The following is a 15,585-nucleotide window of genomic DNA, read 5'->3' on the forward strand; positions in this document are numbered from 1 at the left end:
GCCGCCGCGCCATGCCCGGATCACAGGTACCGGACGACCCTGTCCCCCAGCCGTCGGAGCGTGATGAGCAGCGCGGCGACTCCGCTCAGGAGGCCGCGCGGCTCCTGCGTGAGATCGCACCGGTCGTACTGGGAATTCTGATGCGCCGCTACGGCGATTTCGACGCGGCCGAGGACGCGGTGCAGGAGGCGATGCTCGCCGCGGTCACCCAGTGGCCGGACAAGGGCTACCCGGACAATCCGCGGGCATGGCTGCTCCAGGTCGCGCAACGGCGATTGATCGACTCGGTGCGTTCGGAGATCGCACGCCGCTCTCGCGAGACGACGGCTGCCCTGCAGGACGTGCCACCCGCCGATACCGATTCGGCCGCCGACGACACGTTGACGTTGTTGCTGCTGTGCTGCCATCCAGCTTTGTCGCCCGCCAGTGCGATCGCGGTGACGCTGCGCGCGGTGGGCGGTCTCACCACCGAGGAGATCGCCCGGGCCTTCCTGCTGCCGGAAACCACTATGGCCCAGCGTATTTCACGCGCCAAGAAGCGGCTCGCCGCACTGCCGCGCCCGTTCGCCGAATTCGCTGTGGCGCCGGAAGAATGGGGGCCGCGGCTCGGACCGGTCCTGCACGTGCTGTACGTGATGTTCACCGAGGGGCATACCGCGACCGGCGGCACCCGGTTGTACCGCACCGATCTGGCGGCGGAGGCGATTCGCCTGACCCGCAAGGTCCACCGGCTGCGCCCGGACGATCCGGAGGTTACGGGGCTGCTCGCACTGATGCTGCTCACCGACGCCCGCCGCGCGGCACGCCTGGGCCCCAGCGGTGAACTGATACCGCTGGCCGAACAGGACCGCACCCGGTGGGACCGCGAACGCGCCCGGGAGGGAATGCGGCTGGCAACGGCGGCGGTCGAGGCGGGACTGGGCGGTCCCTACCGTGTCCAGGCCGCGATCGCCGCACTGCATACCCGGGCACCGAGCGCCGAGGAGACCGATTGGGAGCGAATTCTCCTGCTGTACAACGTCTTCGAGCGGATTTCGGACAATCCGATGGTGAGTCTGAATCGCGCCGTGGCCGTGGCCATGGTGCACGGGCCCGCCGCCGGACTGGAGTCGGTGAACGCGCTGGCGGATCGCCTGCGAGGCAGCCATCGACTCGAGGCGGTACGGGGACACCTGTACGAGATGGCGGGCGACCGCCCGGCGGCGATCGAGTCCTATACGGCAGCTGCTCACCTGACCACGAGTACGCCCGAGCGCGACTACCTCATGCTGCGCGCGGCCGAGCTGCGCGCGTCGTAGTCGGCCGGCGCCGGGACCCGCCGATCATCGAAATTCGATGCGACGCAACCGTTTCGAATGCGAAGCGACCGATCTCACGACCAGGTGTTGCCCGTGATGCGCTGATAGGCATCCATGTACTTCTCGCGAGTGACGGCTACGACATCGGCGGGAATCTCCGGGCCGGGCGGTTCCTTGTCCCAGCCGGTGGAGGTCGCCCAGTCGCGGACGAACTGCTTGTCGAACGAACGCTGCGCCCGGCCCGGCTCCCATTCGTCGGCCGGCCAGAACCGCGACGAGTCGGAGGTCAGGACCTCGTCACCCAGAGTGAGAACCTCACCGTCCCAGCCGAATTCGACCTTGGTGTCGGCGATGATCACCCCGCGCCCCGCGGCGTGCTCGGCGCCGCGGGTGTAGATGTGCAGGGTCAGGTCGCGGAGTTTCTCGGCGACCTCGCGGCCCTCCTGACTCACCACATCGTCGAAGGTGATCGGCTCGTCGTGTCCCGCGGACGCCTTGGTGGTGGGAGTGAAGATCGGCTCGGGAAGTTTGTCGCCCTCACGCAGCCCGCCGGGCAGCGCCACCCCGGAGACCGCGCCGGTGCGGCGGTACTCCTGCAGGCCGGAGCCGACCAGGTAGCCGCGGGCGATGCATTCCACCTGCACCATCTTCAGCGGCCGCACGCGCACCGCCCGTCCGGCGAATTCGCCGGGCACGTCGGTGGTCGAGAGCACGTGGTTCGGCACATCGGAGAAGTAGTCGAACCACCAGTTCGACAACTGGGTGAGCAGCGCGCCCTTGTCCGGAATCGGCGTCGGCAGCACCACGTCGTAGACCGAGACCCGATCGGAGGCGACCAGAATCAGCGATTCCCCGTCCTCGTAGAGATCGCGCACCTTACCGGCGTGGATGTGCTTCACCGGCCCTCCTCGCTTCGCTGTCCGCCGCACACGAACGCCCAGCCTACCGAGCGCCCCGGCGGGCCCGGACGCTCGGTGGCGTGGCGCGCGGCGTTTCGTCCCGCACGGGGTGCGGATGCACGGTCGGCCCAGCCGTGTGGTGGCGAACGTGGCATTCTGGGCACCGTCAGCGACTGCATCCGCAGCGTGGTTCACACGACCGGTCCGAGCGAAGGAGTCTCCTTGTCTGCACCGAACCTCACCCGCGACCAAGCCATCGCGCGGGCCGCGACGATCAGTGTGGAGAACTATCGCGTCGAACTCGACCTCACCGGGCAGCCGACCGGTCCCGCGGCCACCGCCGGCGAGACGTTCTTCTCGCGCTCCACCGTCACGTTCACCGCCACCCCTGGCGCGCGGACCTTCATCGATATCGTCGCCGCGGGTGTGCGTTCGGCCGTTCTCAACGGCACCGAACTCGACGTTTCCGGCTACGACGAGTCCCAGGGCCTCACCCTGACCGATCTGGCCGAGAACAATGTCCTGGTGGTCGAGGCCGACTGCGTGTACTCGCACACCGGTGAGGGTCTGCACCGCTTCGTCGATCCGACCGACGACAAGGTCTATCTGTACTCGCAGTTCGAAACCGCCGACGCCAAGCGGATGTTCGCCTGCTTCGACCAGCCCGACCTCAAGGCGACCTACGACATGACGGTCACCGCACCCGCCGACTGGGAGGTGATCTCCAACGGCGCCGCGACCGCCACCCGCACCGTCGGCGAGGTGGTCGAGCACACCTTCGCCACGACGCCGCGGATGAGCACCTATCTGGTCGCGCTGATCGCCGGGCCGTACGCCAAGTGGATCGATGTGTACACCGACGATCGGTCCACGATCCCGCTCGGCGTCTATTGCCGCGCCTCGCTCGCCGAATTCATGGACGCGGAAAGGCTTTTCACCGAAACCAAACAGGGCTTCGCGTTCTACCACCGCAATTTCGGTGTCCCTTACGTGTTCGGGAAATACGATCAGCTGTTCGTTCCCGAGTTCAACGCCGGCGCGATGGAGAACGCCGGCGCGGTGACGTTCCTCGAGGACTACGTGTTCCGGTCCAAGGTCACCCGGGCCTCCTACGAACGTCGCGCCGAGACCGTGCTGCACGAGATGGCGCATATGTGGTTCGGCGATCTCGTCACCATGAAGTGGTGGGACGATCTGTGGCTGAACGAATCGTTCGCCACCTTCGCCTCGGTCCTGTGCCAGGCCGAGGCCACCGAATACACCGGCGCCTGGACGACTTTCGCCAATGTGGAGAAGTCGTGGGCATACCGGCAGGATCAGCTGCCTTCCACCCATCCCATCGCCGCCGACATTCCGGATCTGGCGGCCGTGGAGGTCAACTTCGACGGCATCACCTACGCCAAGGGTGCCTCGGTGCTCAAACAGCTGGTGGCCTACGTGGGGCTGGAGCCGTTCCTGGCCGGGCTGCGGGACTACTTCGCCGCACACGCCTTCGGCAACGCCACCTTCGACGATCTGGTCGGTGCGCTCGAGAAGTCCTCCGGGCGTGACCTTTCCGGGTGGGGCGCGCAGTGGCTCAAGACCACCGGCCTGAATACGCTGCGTCCCGACTTCGAGGTCGACGCCGACGGGAAATTCACCCGATTCGCGGTCGTGCAGGGCGGCGCCGAACCCGGCGCCGGTGAATATCGGGTACACCGCCTGGCCATCGGCGTCTACGACGATCGCGACGGAAAGCTGGTGCGCACCAAGCGGGTCGAACTCGATCTCGACGCTGCCGAGCGCACCGAGGTCGCCGAACTGGTGGGCGTCGAGCGCGGTCAGCTGGTGCTGGTGAACGACGACGACCTGACCTACTGCTCGCTGCGCCTGGATCCGCAGTCACTGGACACCGTGGTCGCACGCATCGCCGATATCGCCGAATCCCTGCCTCGCACGCTGTGCTGGTCGGCGGCATGGGAGATGACACGGCAGGCGGAGATGCGGGCGCGGGATTTCGTGGCGCTGGTGCAACGCGGGATCGGCGCCGAAACCGAAATCGGTGTGGTGCAACGGCTTCTGATGCAGGCGCAGACCGCCCTGGCGAGCTACGCCGACCCCGAGTGGGCCGATCAGACCGGATGGCCGGCCTTCGCCGACCGGCTCCTGGAGTTGGCCCGTGCGGCCGAACCGGGTTCGGACCATCAGCTGGCCTTCGTCAACGCCCTCACCGCCGCGCGCCTGTCGCCGTGGCACAGCGAAGTGCTGGGCACGCTGCTGCTGGATTCCGATCCGGCCGCGGTCGAACTGCCCGGGCTCGCGGTGGACACCGATCTGCGCTGGCGGATCGTGCAGGCGCTGGCGGCGGCCGGTCAGCTCGATGCCGAGAGCATCGACACCCCGGTCATCGACGCCGAACTCGAGCGTGACCCCACGGCCGCGGGCCGGCGCCAGGCGGCCGCGGCCGCCACCGCCCGGCCGCAGGCCGAGGTCAAGCAGAAGGCGTGGCGGACGGTGATGGACGACGACTCCGTCCCGAACATCACCGCCCGCGCCATCGTCGGCGGCTTCGCTCCCATCGGCCAGGGCGAACTGCTCGCGCCCTACGTGCAGCGCTACTTCGACGAGATCGCCTCGGTGTGGGAGCGCCGCTCCAGCGAGGTCGCGCAGACCGTCGTGGTCGGCCTCTACCCGCACTGGGCGATCAGCGAGGAAGCGGTGGCCGTGGCCGACAAATTCCTCGCCGATGAACACCCGCCGGCCCTGCGCCGCTTGGTGATCGAGGGCAAGGCGGGAATCGAGCGCTCGCTGCGCGCCCGCGCCGCCGACATCGCCTGAGGTCTGGTTGCTCGTGGTGGTGCAGTCGCCACCACGGGCCCGGAATCGGGACGTGCCGGCTCGCCTCGAGACCTGAGCGACGCGCAGCCTCGGCCGCGAATCACTGCCGCTGCCGTGGGCAGATCTGCTCACAGCAGCATTGCGGGCCCGTGCCGTGTCCGCTGCGGCACGGTGGGCGTATGGCTCACGACGACAACAAGATTCCGTTGTTCAGTTGGCGGTCGCGCGAGCAACTGCTCAGCCGCCGCATCCTCGTCCTCGACGGCGGGCTCGACGACGACAACGGCACGCTGCTCACGACCCAGATGCTCACCCTCGCGGCCGAAGACTCCGACGCCGACATCTCACTGTGGATTCACTCGCCCGGCGGGTCGGTGCCGTCGATGCTCGCGATTCGCGACGTGATGCGACTGGTGCCGTGCCGGGTATCCACCCTGGCGCTCGGATTGGCCTGCAGCGCAGGGCAATTCCTGCTCTCGGCCGGAACCCGTGGCCGCCGCTACGCGCTGCCGCACGCGCGCATCCTCATGCATCAGGGATCGGCGGGCATCGGCGGCAGCGCGGGTGAGGTGGAGGTACAGGCCGACGATCTGCGCCACACGGTCAACACCGTGCTCGGACTCATCGCCGAGGACACCGGGCAACCGTTCGACCGCATCTACGAGGACTCACTGCACGACCGCTGGTTCACCGCGACCGAGGCACGGGAGTACGGCTTCATCGACCACATCGTCGACTCCTTCGACCAGGTCATCCCGCAACGCCAGCGCATCGGAATCTCGGCTGGGACAGCATAGGGGGCACGACATGACCAGCTACACCATTCCCAATGTCATCGCGCAGCATCCGCGCGGCGAGCGGATCATGGACGTCTACTCGCACCTGCTCACCGAGCGGATCGTCTACCTCGGCACGCCGATCGATTCCGGGGTCGCGAACGCGCTGATCGCGCAGATGCTGCATCTGGACGCCGAGAGCGCGGGCCAGGAGATCAACCTCTACATCAACTGCGAGGGCGGCGATCTGTCGGCGATGCTGGCGATCTACGACACCATGCAGCACATTTCGTCGCCGGTGGCGACCACCTGTGTCGGCCAGGCCATCGCGGTCGGTGCGGTGCTGCTGGCAGGCGGCGCGGCCGGGCGGCGAGCGATGTTGCCGCATGCGCGCGCCGTCCTGCATCAGCCGGCGACCCGTGGACAGGGAGCGATTCCCGATGTCATCATCCAGGCCGACGAACTCGTCCGGATGCGCGCCGAAATCGAGACGATACTGTCCCGTCACACAGGCCAAGACGTCGCGACGCTACGACACGACACCGATCGCGACCGCGTGTTCACCGCGCAGGCAGCGGTGGAATACGGGTTGGCCGACACCATCCTCGGCGCCCGGACCTGACCGGATCGCGTGAGCGCTCGTCGAGACCGGCGAGCGCTCACCCGTCACGGCAGGCCCTCACCCGCCGCCGCCGGCACTCACCCGCCGCCACGGGCACTCGCCTGCCGCCACAAGCGGCGATCCGGGCCGCCCTCCCTCCCAGCATCGCGAGACGAGCGCTCGGCCCGGCGCGGGAAATGCTCGACCGGCCGGACCAAGTGCTCAGGAGGTCGCAGGCGTACTCCCGGGCACGATCCACTCAGGCGCGACGCAGGCGAGCACCCGTACGGCGCGGTGCGCACCCAGGTGCCCGTAGACGAACACCCGTACGGCGCGATCCACTCAGGCTGCGCGGGCGAGCATGGTGGGGCCGGCAGGTGGGCGGGCGGCCAGCGGGCGTACCGGCGCGAGGCGAGTGGCACGCAGCAGGTCGGCGGCGATCTCCGCGGTCAGTTCGCCCAATGTGGTGCCGAGCGCACCGGCGAGCGCGGCGATCATCTCGCTCGAAGGTTCCTTGCGACCGCGTTCGATCTCGGACAGATACTGCGGTGAAATCCCGGCTCGGCCGGCCGTTTCGGTCAACGTCTCGCCGTGGTCGCGGCGCAGTTCGCGTAACCGTTCACCGAGTACCTCACGCCACAGCGGTTCCCCAGCGGCGCGGGATTCCCGAGGTCGGCCGGGGCGCGCCGGCACCGAACGCAGCACGTCTCGCTGCGGTCGGGGATCGCTGTCGGCCGGCGGCGCGGACTCTGCCGCGCTGTCCGCGCCGGTCGAGGGCGCGGGCTCGAGGTGACGTCCGCCGGGGATCGAATGCAGTTGCGGATACTCGGCCATGTGGTGAGCCTACGGCCGCGGCCGGACCGGGCGAGCTGCTTACGCTCACAGCGTATTTCGGGTCGTCCGAATACAGCCGCACCCCTCCCCGGCTGTTCCGGGAAAGGGTGCGTGGCCCTGATGCGAACCGGCGCGAGCGTGCCGATCAGTGCGAACGAATCAGCTCGGGCGGCCGATCGCGGACGCCATCACGCGGACGGCGGAGACGAGTCCGTCGATGAGCTGTCCTCGCCGCAGCGACGCGAGCGCCGCGGTGACGCCGAGCTGGCAGACCCGGTCGTTCACGCGGTCGGCGACATCGCGACCGGAACGAACCTCGACCGCCTTGTCGTTGGGCGAGACGGCGATGAGCACCGAACGTGCCGCCTCGGGGGTCGACGGAAACACCGCGTCGGCACCGGCGGCGGCATCCGCGCCCAGGTCGCCGATGTAGATGTTGAACCGGACCTTGGTGCTACGGGTCGCCTCGGTGAGGGTGTTGTCCATCAGCAGCCGCTCGCGATCGTTGAACGGCGCTTCCTTGAACACATCACCGGCTTCGTGCACGCCGGACACCCGGCCGCTGGGAGTGATGGCGTACCCGTGCGGCAGGGTGGACGGGTCCACCACAGGCCAATTAGAAGTTGCCACTTGCCCGGCCTCCGATCAGATCTGCCCCGGCGGATTCGATGGCCGCATGGTGCCCATGCGACGACTCAGCGACACCGTGACCGACGGCGGTCACCTCATCGGTCGCGCTCCACAGCACCGGCTCCGCGGTCCACTTCTTCCCGAGGTCGTAGTGGACCGGCTTCTCGCCGGGCAGCGGTTTGCCGAGGAACGACAGTCCGGCGATCACCGCGTAGATCACCAGCGGGATGCCGAGAAAGATCAGCACTGTTTCGAGAATGCTCACAGAACAACGGTAGACGATCGTGGTTTGCCGGTCCGCGCCGAGCCGTCGTGTCACACCAACCAGGCCGCCGACTCGGGCGCGAGCAGGCCACCGTGCAGTGGCTCGCTCGCCAGCAGCACCGAGCCCGGAGGCAGTGCGATCGGGTCCGCGGAGGCGTTGAGCACACAGATCAGTCCCCCCGGCCGGCGGAAGGCGAGACAGTCGGGCGGCCCGCCGAGCCAGTCGACGGTATCGCCGTCGAATTCGGCTCGGGTACCACGCAGTTCGAGGGCGGTCCGATAGAGCGAGAGCGTCGAATCGAGCGACTCGAGTTGCGCCTCCACGGTCCGATCGGCCCATGCCGCCGGAATAGGCAGCCAGGAGCCGGGACCGGCGGTGAATCCGAAGGGAGGTTTCGTCCCCTCCCACGGGATCGGCACCCGGCAGCCGTCGCGCCCGCGTTCGGTGTGGCCGGAGCGTTCCCAGACCGGATCCTGAAGCACCTCCTCAGGCAGGTCGACATTCGGCAGCCCTAATTCCGCGCCGTTGTAGACGAAAACCGCACCCGGGAGCGCGAGTTCGAGCAGGATCATCGCCCGGGCGCGGGCGACTCCGGACGTGCCGCCGCCGTAGCGGGTTACTTCCCGTTCGATGTCGTGATTGGACAGCGTCCAGGTCGGGACGGCACCCACCTTCGCTACCGATTCCAGCGAATTATCCACTGCCGCGCGGATTTTCACCGCGTCGAAGGGTGTCTCGGCGAGCCGGAAGTTGAAGGCGAGGTGCAGTTCGTCCGGGCGCACGTACTCACCGAAGCGGACGTTGTCCTCGACCCACACCTCGCCGATGGACACCGCGTCGGGATACTCGTCGATCACCTTGCGCAGCCGACGATGGATGTCGTGCACCCCCGGATTGTTGAAGCGTGGATCGCTGTCGTCGTGCACCAGCAGTTTCGCGTCGGCGTCCGGCGTATGGGCCGCCGACGGGTCGGCGGAGAGCCCGACCGCGGCCACCACGGCCGGATCCATATCCGGCAGCCCGGGTGGTTTGGCCATCCCGTGAGCCACATCGATGCGGAAGCCGTCGACACCGCGGTCGAGCCAGAACCGCATGGTCTGCTCGAAATCGGCGACGACCTCCGGATTGTCCCAGTTCAGATCCGGCTGCTCCCGGGCGAACAGATGCAGATACCACTGCCCCGGCGTGCCGTCGGCCTCCGTGACGCGCGTCCACGCCGGACCTCCGAAGATACTGGGCCAGTTGTTGGGCGGTAGCGAGCCGTCGGGTCCACGACCGTCGCGAAAGATGTAGCGGGCTCGCTCGGCGCTGCCGGGCACGGCCGCCACCGCCGCGGCGAACCACGGATGGCGGTCGCTGGTGTGATTGGGCACCAGATCCATCGTCACCCGGATACCGCGTTCGTGGGCCTCGGCGATCAACCGGTCCATCGTCGCGAGGTCGCCGAACAGCGGGTCGATATCGCGCGGATCGCTGACGTCGTATCCGCCGTCGGCCATCGGCGACCGCATCACCGGACAGAGCCACAGCGCGGCGACACCCAGCAGTTCCAGATAGCCGAGCCGGTCGTGGATACCAGCGAGGTCGCCGACACCGTCGCCGGAGGAATCGGCGAACGAGCGCGGATAGATCTGGTAGAAGACCGCCGAACGCCACCACGGCGGCGTCGATTCCTCCGCTTGCCCAGCGGCGACCCCCACCGCATCGAGGTCAGCCTGCTCCCCGGCCGATGACGCTGTCACAGTCGAATCCCCGGCTCGGTTCACATCGGGGAATTTATCAGCGAATTCGCGGCCATCTCCAGGTAGTCGAGCAGCGCACGCCGGTGTTCGTCGTCGAGAACATCCGGCTCGATTTCGGCAATCGCGATGTGCATGCAGCGCAACCACGCGTCACGCTGAAGCGGTCCGATGCTGAACGGCATATGCCGCATGCGCAGCCGCGGATGTCCGCGCTCGTCGGAATAGGTGCGCGGGCCGCCCCAGTACTGTTCGAGGAACATGCGCAACCGGCGCTCGGCCGGGCCGAGGTCCTGTTCCGGATACATCGGCCGCAGGATCTCGTCGGCGGCCACCTCCCGATAGAACGCCGCGACGATCCGCCGGAACGTTTCCGCCCCGCCGACCGCCTCGTAGAACGATGTCGCCGTCTGTTCGCCGGAAGTCATCGACCCTCTCGATCTGCTCGCCTGCCCCGTATCCGACAACCATTGTGCCCGTACCATCCGCGCACGGCCCACCCGCGCGGGAGCCGCTCGCCTGTCATCGGCGGATCACACGGCGTTCAGACGACGGTCGTCGCGGGGACGGCGACACGGCAGATAATCGCCTCCGACACCGGTATCCGAGCATCGGATACCGAGCCGCACCGCGTCGACCACCGGCGATCCGCGCACCGGCCCGAATTTCGGCACCGAAATCACTGTGCACACGGGCACGTTCCGTGGTCAACTTGGTGACAGTGTCTGCCGATCAGCACACGAACCGACCTAGCAGAATTCGGGGTCCCTCAATGAAGCAGCGGCACGGCGCCCGGTCACACGAGGCGAGAACGCACCGACAACTCCAGCCCGCCGATGTCCACAATCGTGGGTCGGGGGCTACTCCGCTGCACATCCTCTCCGCATATTCCTCTCCGGGACATCCGTCCTCGACACCGGGACATTCGTCCTCGTCACCGGGACATTCGTCCCCGGGTGCGATCACGCACCGAAACACCGAATCCGCAGCTACCGCCTGGGTGAAGAACCGGGTGCTGCTTCTGAATGCCACCTACGAGCCACTGACCGCACTGCCCGCCCGGCGTGCCATCGTGCTGCTGGTCTGCGACAAGGCCGATACCGTTCATCACAATCCCGAGGGCCCGGTCGTTCACTCCGCCGGAGCCTCGGTCACGCTGCCGTCGGTGATCCGGCTGCGAAACTACGTGCGAGTGCCCTACCGCGCCCGGGTCCCGATGACCCGTGCGGCACTCATGCATCGGGACCGTTATCGCTGCGCTTACTGCGGCGGGAAGGCCGAAACCATCGACCATGTCATTCCACGTAGTCGTGGGGGCGCGCATTCCTGGGAAAACTGCGTAGCCTCCTGCGCTCCCTGTAATCACCGCAAGGCCGACAAACTCCTGAGCGAGTTGGGCTGGACGCTCATGCACCCCCTGGTCTCGCCGACCGGGCCGCATTGGCGGTTGCTGTCGACGACCTCGGATCTGGATCCGGTGTGGTTGCAGTACTTGGGCGAGGGCGCTGCCTGACCCTTCCGCAGCGCGTCGCTCACCAGAGTGAGCGCTGCTCTTGTTTTTTCCACGGACGTAGGGCACACTCGTCCATGGACGCAAGAGCGCTGCTCACTAAAGTGATTGGAGCCCACAATGTCGGATCTACATGTCGTCACCGGAGCCGGACCCGTCGGCACCACGATCGCCGAACACCTCGCCGCCACCGGGGTGACGGTCCGCATCCTGACCCGGTCGGGCAGCGGTCCGGATCATCCGCTCATCGAGCGGCGCTCGGTGGACGTCAACGATCGGCACCAGCTCGCCGCCGCGGTCGACGGCGCCACCGCGATCTACCACTGCATCCACGCGTCGCGATACTCCGCGCGGACCTGGCGAGCGGAACTGCCCGCCGCCGAACAGACGATCCTCGACGTCGCCGGGCGCGCGGGGGCGGTCGTGGTGTTCCCGGAGAGCCTGTACTCCTACGGCCCGGTCGACCGGCCGATGACCGAAGATATGCCGCGCACCGCCGGTTTCGGCAAACCGGCGATCCGGGTGCAACTCCTGCGCGCCCGGGAAGCATCGCCGACGCCGACGGTCAGTGTGGCCGCCTCCGATTTCATCGGGCCGCATGTGCGCACCTCACATGCCGGTGACCGCATGGTGCCGAATATCTTGGCGGGCAAGACCGTTCAGATCTTCGGCAAGGCCGATCTGCCGCATTCGTTCACCTATATGCCCGATCTCGCCGCCGCCATGATCCGGGCCACCGCGGACAGCTCCCTGTGGAACACCTTCCTGCACGCGCCGACCGCCCCGGCCGTCACGATGCGCGAACTGGTCGCCGCGCTGGCCGAAGCGGCTCGGATGCCGATGCCGAAAGTTGTCGCGCTGCCCGGCTGGACGCTGCGCACGGCCGGTGTCGTGAGCTCGATGATGCGGGAGCTGGCAGAGATGAACTACCAGTTCGAGCGGCCCTTCCGGCTCGATTCCACACACAGCGAGAGACTGCTCGGCCTGGCGCCGACACCGCTGTCGGAGGTCGCGGCCGGAACCGTCGCATGGTGGAGAACTGCGGTGGCGGAAGGGAAGTGAAGAGAACGATTCGGCGCCGGTCACCCGGCCAGCAGTGGCCCGCTGCGACGACGAGCGACCGAGCCGTAACGGGCGTCCAGCCGCAACCAGGTGCGGGTGGCACGCACCCGCACGGTCTCGCTGGGCGGGATGCGCCGAGAGTCGGCTTCGCCCCCGGTGTGCGGAATGAAATCCATTGCGGTGAGCGCGAAGACGACTCGCATCGGCACCTCGACCCGCTCGTCGCCGCCGGTGACGGTCAGTACCGTCTGCTCCAGCAGCGAGGCCGGCGGGCCGTGCCCGCCACTGTGTTCGGCGGCCACCTGCGCACCGCGTTCGGCGAGTTCGACCAGGCTCCGGGCCGGAACATCGTCGATGTGGGCAAAACCCACAGCAGGCGGCAGGGCGGTGCGCCAGGCCGAATCCATCGAATATCCCACCTCGATGTGCCCGTCGGCGCCGGGCCGCTCGAGTCCCGACAACGCGGCGTCGCCGGCGACGGTGACGTCCACGACGTCCAGTTCGCCGACCACCGTGCGGGCGGCCAGCACCTCGAATCCGGTGGCCGTCCAGGCGGTGACGTAGCGATCGCCGCGGCGATGCAGCCGCACGACGGCAGCCGGATCCAGGCGGATCGCGTGGGTGAGAAAGGTCGCCAGATTCTCCCGCTCGGCGGGATCGGATATACGCAGCATCGAACCGATGTCGTCCGTGAGTGTCGCCGCCGCTATTCGGCCCGCCACAGGCTCAGATAGTCCCGTTCGTCGTCGGTGAGCCGGCGCAGCCGCTGGGCGTCGATATCGAAGGCCGCGATCTGGGTCGTAGCGACGACGGCCGGCGGTGAATCCAGTGCCACGCCGTTCGCGCGGACCTCGTAGCCGATGGTGAAATCCACCGCGCGCAGCTGTTCGATCCACATCGCCACATCCAGCGGCGTGTCCTCGTGCCGGAGCTGGCCGCGGTAGCGGACGTGCAGATCTGCCAGCACACAGCCGGTACGCAGGCCGGCGGTGGGCCGCTCCCCCTCGAACAGCCACGGAATCCGCGCCTCCTCGAGCAACGTCACCATGCGGGCATGGTTGATGTGCTGGAAGACGTCCATATCCGACCATCGGACATCGACCTTCGCGTGAAAACGTTTGGGCAGGACGACGGTGCCTCCCGCTCTCGGGACTCCGTTCACCGAGCCGACACTGGTCACACTGTTCACCTCCGATCGGATTACCGCCCCGCGCGCATCGTGCGACGGTGCCGGCGCGGACGGTCGAGCAAGCCGAAGCAGCGTCCGACTCCGCGCCGGGACCGCTTCGGGTAACCAGTATGCAGGTTCGGGGCGCAACCACCGATCAGCGAGGCACCTCCGACTGTGCCCCCACCCCGCTGACCATGCTGCGGACCTGCCGCGCCGCCACCGAGAGGGTCGCCAGGTCGTGCGCTCCGGAGGCGAACAATTCCGACAGCGCCGCTCGCGCGCGGCCGAGCCGGGATTGGTTCTTCGACTCCCAGTAGGCGATCTTCTCCTCTGCGGTCTCCTCCGGATCGCCGGCGGATAGCACGTCCAGGGTGAGCGACCGCAACGACCCGTACATATCGTCGCGCAGGGCGAGCCGGGCCAGCGCATGCCAGCGATCACCCCGCTCGAGATGGCTGACGGCCTGCAGCAGCCAATCGATTTTGAGGTGCTCGTTGAGCGCGTAGTAGAGGGCGCCGACCTCCTCGCCACTGCGGTCGGTGATGTCCGCGATATCGATGACATCGAGCAGCGGGAACAGGTTGAGCAGACCGAAAACCTCGGTCGCCAGGTCCTCCGGTACGCCACGCGAGACGATCTTGGCCGAAGCTTCGGACAGCGTGTCGAGATGATGGCCGCGCAACCACCCCGGGACCTTCGGCGCGAGTTCGCGGACCGGACGGCTGTAGCGGTGGATTTCCGCGCCGACCGCGACCGGCTGCGGGCGGTTGCTCAGCAACCAGCGCGACGCACGGTCCAGGGTCCGCTTGGTTTCCAACTCCAATTCGTCCTTCACCGCCGTCGGCACGTCGGCGGCGCGAATGCGCTCCCACAGCGAATGGAGGTCGAAGATCTGACTGGTGGCCGCGAACGCACGCACCACATCGGTTGCGCTGGCGCCGATTTCCTCATTGAGCCGGTGCGCATAGGTGATGCCGCCGAGGTCGACCATCTCGTTCACCACCATCGTGGTGACGATTTCGCGGCGCAGCCGGTGGCGTTTGATGGCACCGCCGAATCGCTGCCGCAGCGCTGCCGGGAAGTACTTCGGCAACCGGGCGGCGAAGTACGCGCTGTCGGGCAGATCGCTGTCGAGGAGATCGGCCTTCAGCGACAACTTCACATGTGCCAGGAGATTCGCCATTTCCGGCGATGTGAGACCGGTCCCCGCCTCGGCACGGCGAGCAAGTTCCTTCGTGGAGGGCAGCGCCTCCAGCTCCCGGTCCAGACCGCGCCGCTGTTCCAGCTCCTCGATCACCCGCATGTGCACGTTGAGCATGCGCGGAGCCTCGGTGCGTGACATCCCCATCAGGAAGTTCTGGGAGACGTTGTCCCGCAACACCATTTCCGATACGTCGTCGGTCATCGAGGCCAGCAGCGGGTTGCGGTCGCCGAGCGGCAGTTCGCCGGCGGAGACGACCCCGTCCAGCAGCACCTTGATGTTGACCTCGTGGTCCGAGCAGTCGACTCCGGCGGAATTGTCGAGGGCGTCGGTATTGCATTTGCCGCCGAGCTTGCAGAATTCGATGCGTCCCAAGGCGGTGACGCCGAGGTTGCCACCCTCCCCGATGACGCGCACGCGCAGATCGCTCGCATTCACGCGCACCGCATCATTGGACTTGTCGCCGACATCGCCGTTCGATTCCGTACTGGCCTTGATGTAGGTACCGATTCCACCGTTCCACAGCAATTGCACCGGCGCCAGCAGAATGGCCCGGATCATGTCCGGCGGAGACAGGGATACGACATCCTCGTCGAGACCGAGGGCGCGCCGGATCTGCGGGCTCACCGGTATGGCCTTCACGGTGCGATCCCAAACGCCGCCGCCCTCGCTGATCAGCGAGGTGTCGTAATCCGCCCACGACGACCGCGCCAACCCGAACAACCGCCTCCGCTCCCCGAACGACACCCCCGCCACCGGATCCGGATCAATGAAAATATGCC

At 67.6% G+C, this 15,585-nt stretch carries 15 protein-coding genes; 6 read left to right on the forward strand and 9 right to left on the reverse strand.

Annotated elements, in window-relative coordinates; translation table 11 throughout:
• The first annotated feature begins 11 nt into the window (after positions 1-11).
• Positions 12-1,298 carry an RNA polymerase sigma factor gene (locus C5E41_RS25580; RefSeq protein WP_104378287.1) on the forward strand — a complete coding sequence of 429 codons (1,287 nt, stop codon included), beginning with the start codon at positions 12-14 and terminating at the stop codon, positions 1,296-1,298.
• Positions 1,299-1,372: 74 nt separating this feature from the next.
• On the opposite strand, the gene C5E41_RS25585 is transcribed toward C5E41_RS25580, so the two are convergent.
• Positions 1,373-2,197 carry a phosphoribosylaminoimidazolesuccinocarboxamide synthase gene (locus tag C5E41_RS25585; protein WP_104378288.1) on the reverse strand — a complete coding sequence of 275 codons (825 nt, stop codon included), beginning with the start codon at positions 2,195-2,197 and terminating at the stop codon, positions 1,373-1,375.
• A gap of 222 nt (positions 2,198-2,419) precedes the next feature.
• Here C5E41_RS25585 and pepN point away from each other — a divergent pair, with 222 nt between their 5' ends.
• The 3 genes from pepN (at position 2,420) to C5E41_RS25600 (ending at position 6,412) form a co-directional block, all read left to right on the forward strand.
• Positions 2,420-5,014 (forward strand): aminopeptidase N, encoded by a 2,595-nt coding sequence (gene pepN, locus C5E41_RS25590; RefSeq protein WP_104378309.1) that lies wholly within the window; start codon positions 2,420-2,422, stop codon positions 5,012-5,014.
• 179 nt (positions 5,015-5,193) lie between these two features.
• On the forward strand, positions 5,194-5,811 hold the full coding sequence (locus C5E41_RS25595; protein WP_104378289.1) for a ClpP family protease: 618 nt from the start codon (positions 5,194-5,196) through the stop codon (positions 5,809-5,811).
• A gap of 10 nt (positions 5,812-5,821) precedes the next feature.
• Entirely contained in the window at positions 5,822-6,412 is a 591-nt protein-coding gene (locus tag C5E41_RS25600; protein ID WP_104378290.1) for a ClpP family protease, read from the forward strand.
• Positions 6,413-6,733: 321 nt separating this feature from the next.
• Here C5E41_RS25600 and C5E41_RS25605 read toward each other — a convergent pair whose 3' ends face one another.
• From C5E41_RS25605 to C5E41_RS25625, 5 genes are all read right to left on the reverse strand, one after another.
• Positions 6,734-7,225: a helix-turn-helix domain-containing protein gene (locus C5E41_RS25605; protein WP_439956494.1), complete on the reverse strand. Its 492-nt coding sequence runs from the start codon at positions 7,223-7,225 to the stop codon at positions 6,734-6,736.
• Positions 7,226-7,384: 159 nt separating this feature from the next.
• The gene (locus tag C5E41_RS25610) at positions 7,385-7,831 is read right to left on the reverse strand and encodes a DUF5130 family protein (RefSeq protein ID WP_104378311.1); all 447 of its coding nucleotides are present in this window, start codon (positions 7,829-7,831) and stop codon (positions 7,385-7,387) included.
• 10 nt (positions 7,832-7,841) lie between these two features.
• Entirely contained in the window at positions 7,842-8,120 is a 279-nt protein-coding gene (gene ctaJ / locus C5E41_RS25615; protein WP_104378291.1) for an aa3-type cytochrome oxidase subunit CtaJ, read from the reverse strand.
• 50 nt (positions 8,121-8,170) lie between these two features.
• Complete coding sequence (locus C5E41_RS25620) at positions 8,171-9,820, reverse strand: glycoside hydrolase family 13 protein (RefSeq protein WP_104378292.1); 1,650 nt, start codon at positions 9,818-9,820, stop codon at positions 8,171-8,173.
• Positions 9,821-9,882: 62 nt separating this feature from the next.
• Positions 9,883-10,287, reverse strand: coding sequence for a globin (locus tag C5E41_RS25625; protein WP_104378293.1), 405 nt, complete (start codon positions 10,285-10,287; stop codon positions 9,883-9,885).
• Positions 10,288-10,631: 344 nt separating this feature from the next.
• Between C5E41_RS25625 and C5E41_RS25630 the strand changes: the two genes are divergently transcribed.
• A complete protein-coding gene (locus C5E41_RS25630; protein ID WP_258081254.1) occupies positions 10,632-11,372 on the forward strand; it encodes an HNH endonuclease in 741 nt (246 codons plus the stop codon).
• Between the two features lie 117 nt (positions 11,373-11,489).
• Positions 11,490-12,431: an NAD-dependent epimerase/dehydratase family protein gene (locus C5E41_RS25635; RefSeq protein ID WP_104378295.1), complete on the forward strand. Its 942-nt coding sequence runs from the start codon at positions 11,490-11,492 to the stop codon at positions 12,429-12,431.
• A gap of 20 nt (positions 12,432-12,451) precedes the next feature.
• Here the strand turns inward: C5E41_RS25635 and C5E41_RS25640 are convergent, their stop codons facing one another.
• The 3 genes from C5E41_RS25640 to C5E41_RS25650 all read right to left on the reverse strand — a co-directional run.
• Positions 12,452-13,105 carry a hypothetical protein gene (locus tag C5E41_RS25640; RefSeq protein ID WP_104378312.1) on the reverse strand — a complete coding sequence of 218 codons (654 nt, stop codon included), beginning with the start codon at positions 13,103-13,105 and terminating at the stop codon, positions 12,452-12,454.
• Positions 13,106-13,137: 32 nt separating this feature from the next.
• Positions 13,138-13,593: an acyl-CoA thioesterase gene (locus C5E41_RS25645; protein ID WP_439956550.1), complete on the reverse strand. Its 456-nt coding sequence runs from the start codon at positions 13,591-13,593 to the stop codon at positions 13,138-13,140.
• Between the two features lie 163 nt (positions 13,594-13,756).
• Positions 13,757-15,585 (reverse strand): NAD-glutamate dehydrogenase domain-containing protein (locus tag C5E41_RS25650; protein ID WP_146097683.1); only part of this gene is annotated, 1,829 nt, incomplete at its 5' end.

It is taken from the genome of Nocardia nova (assembly GCF_002933465.1).
In the GTDB taxonomy this organism is placed as follows: Bacteria; Actinomycetota; Actinomycetes; order Mycobacteriales; family Mycobacteriaceae; genus Nocardia; species Nocardia nova_B.

Bases quoted from the DNA above. Each gene is read 5' to 3' on its own strand.
- C5E41_RS25630 (WP_258081254.1), top strand. From the start codon at position 10,632: ATGAAGCAGCGGCACGGCGCCCGGTCACACGAGGCGAGAACGCACCGA.
- C5E41_RS25600 (WP_104378290.1), top strand. From the start codon at position 5,822: ATGACCAGCTACACCATTCCCAATGTCATCGCGCAGCATCCGCGCGGC.
- C5E41_RS25595 (WP_104378289.1), top strand. From the start codon at position 5,194: ATGGCTCACGACGACAACAAGATTCCGTTGTTCAGTTGGCGGTCGCGC.
- C5E41_RS25605 (WP_439956494.1), bottom strand. From the start codon at position 7,225: ATGGCCGAGTATCCGCAACTGCATTCGATCCCCGGCGGACGTCACCTC.
- C5E41_RS25580 (WP_104378287.1), top strand. From the start codon at position 12: ATGCCCGGATCACAGGTACCGGACGACCCTGTCCCCCAGCCGTCGGAG.
- C5E41_RS25625 (WP_104378293.1), bottom strand. From the start codon at position 10,287: ATGACTTCCGGCGAACAGACGGCGACATCGTTCTACGAGGCGGTCGGC.
- C5E41_RS25635 (WP_104378295.1), top strand. From the start codon at position 11,490: ATGTCGGATCTACATGTCGTCACCGGAGCCGGACCCGTCGGCACCACG.
- C5E41_RS25640 (WP_104378312.1), bottom strand. From the start codon at position 13,105: ATGCTGCGTATATCCGATCCCGCCGAGCGGGAGAATCTGGCGACCTTT.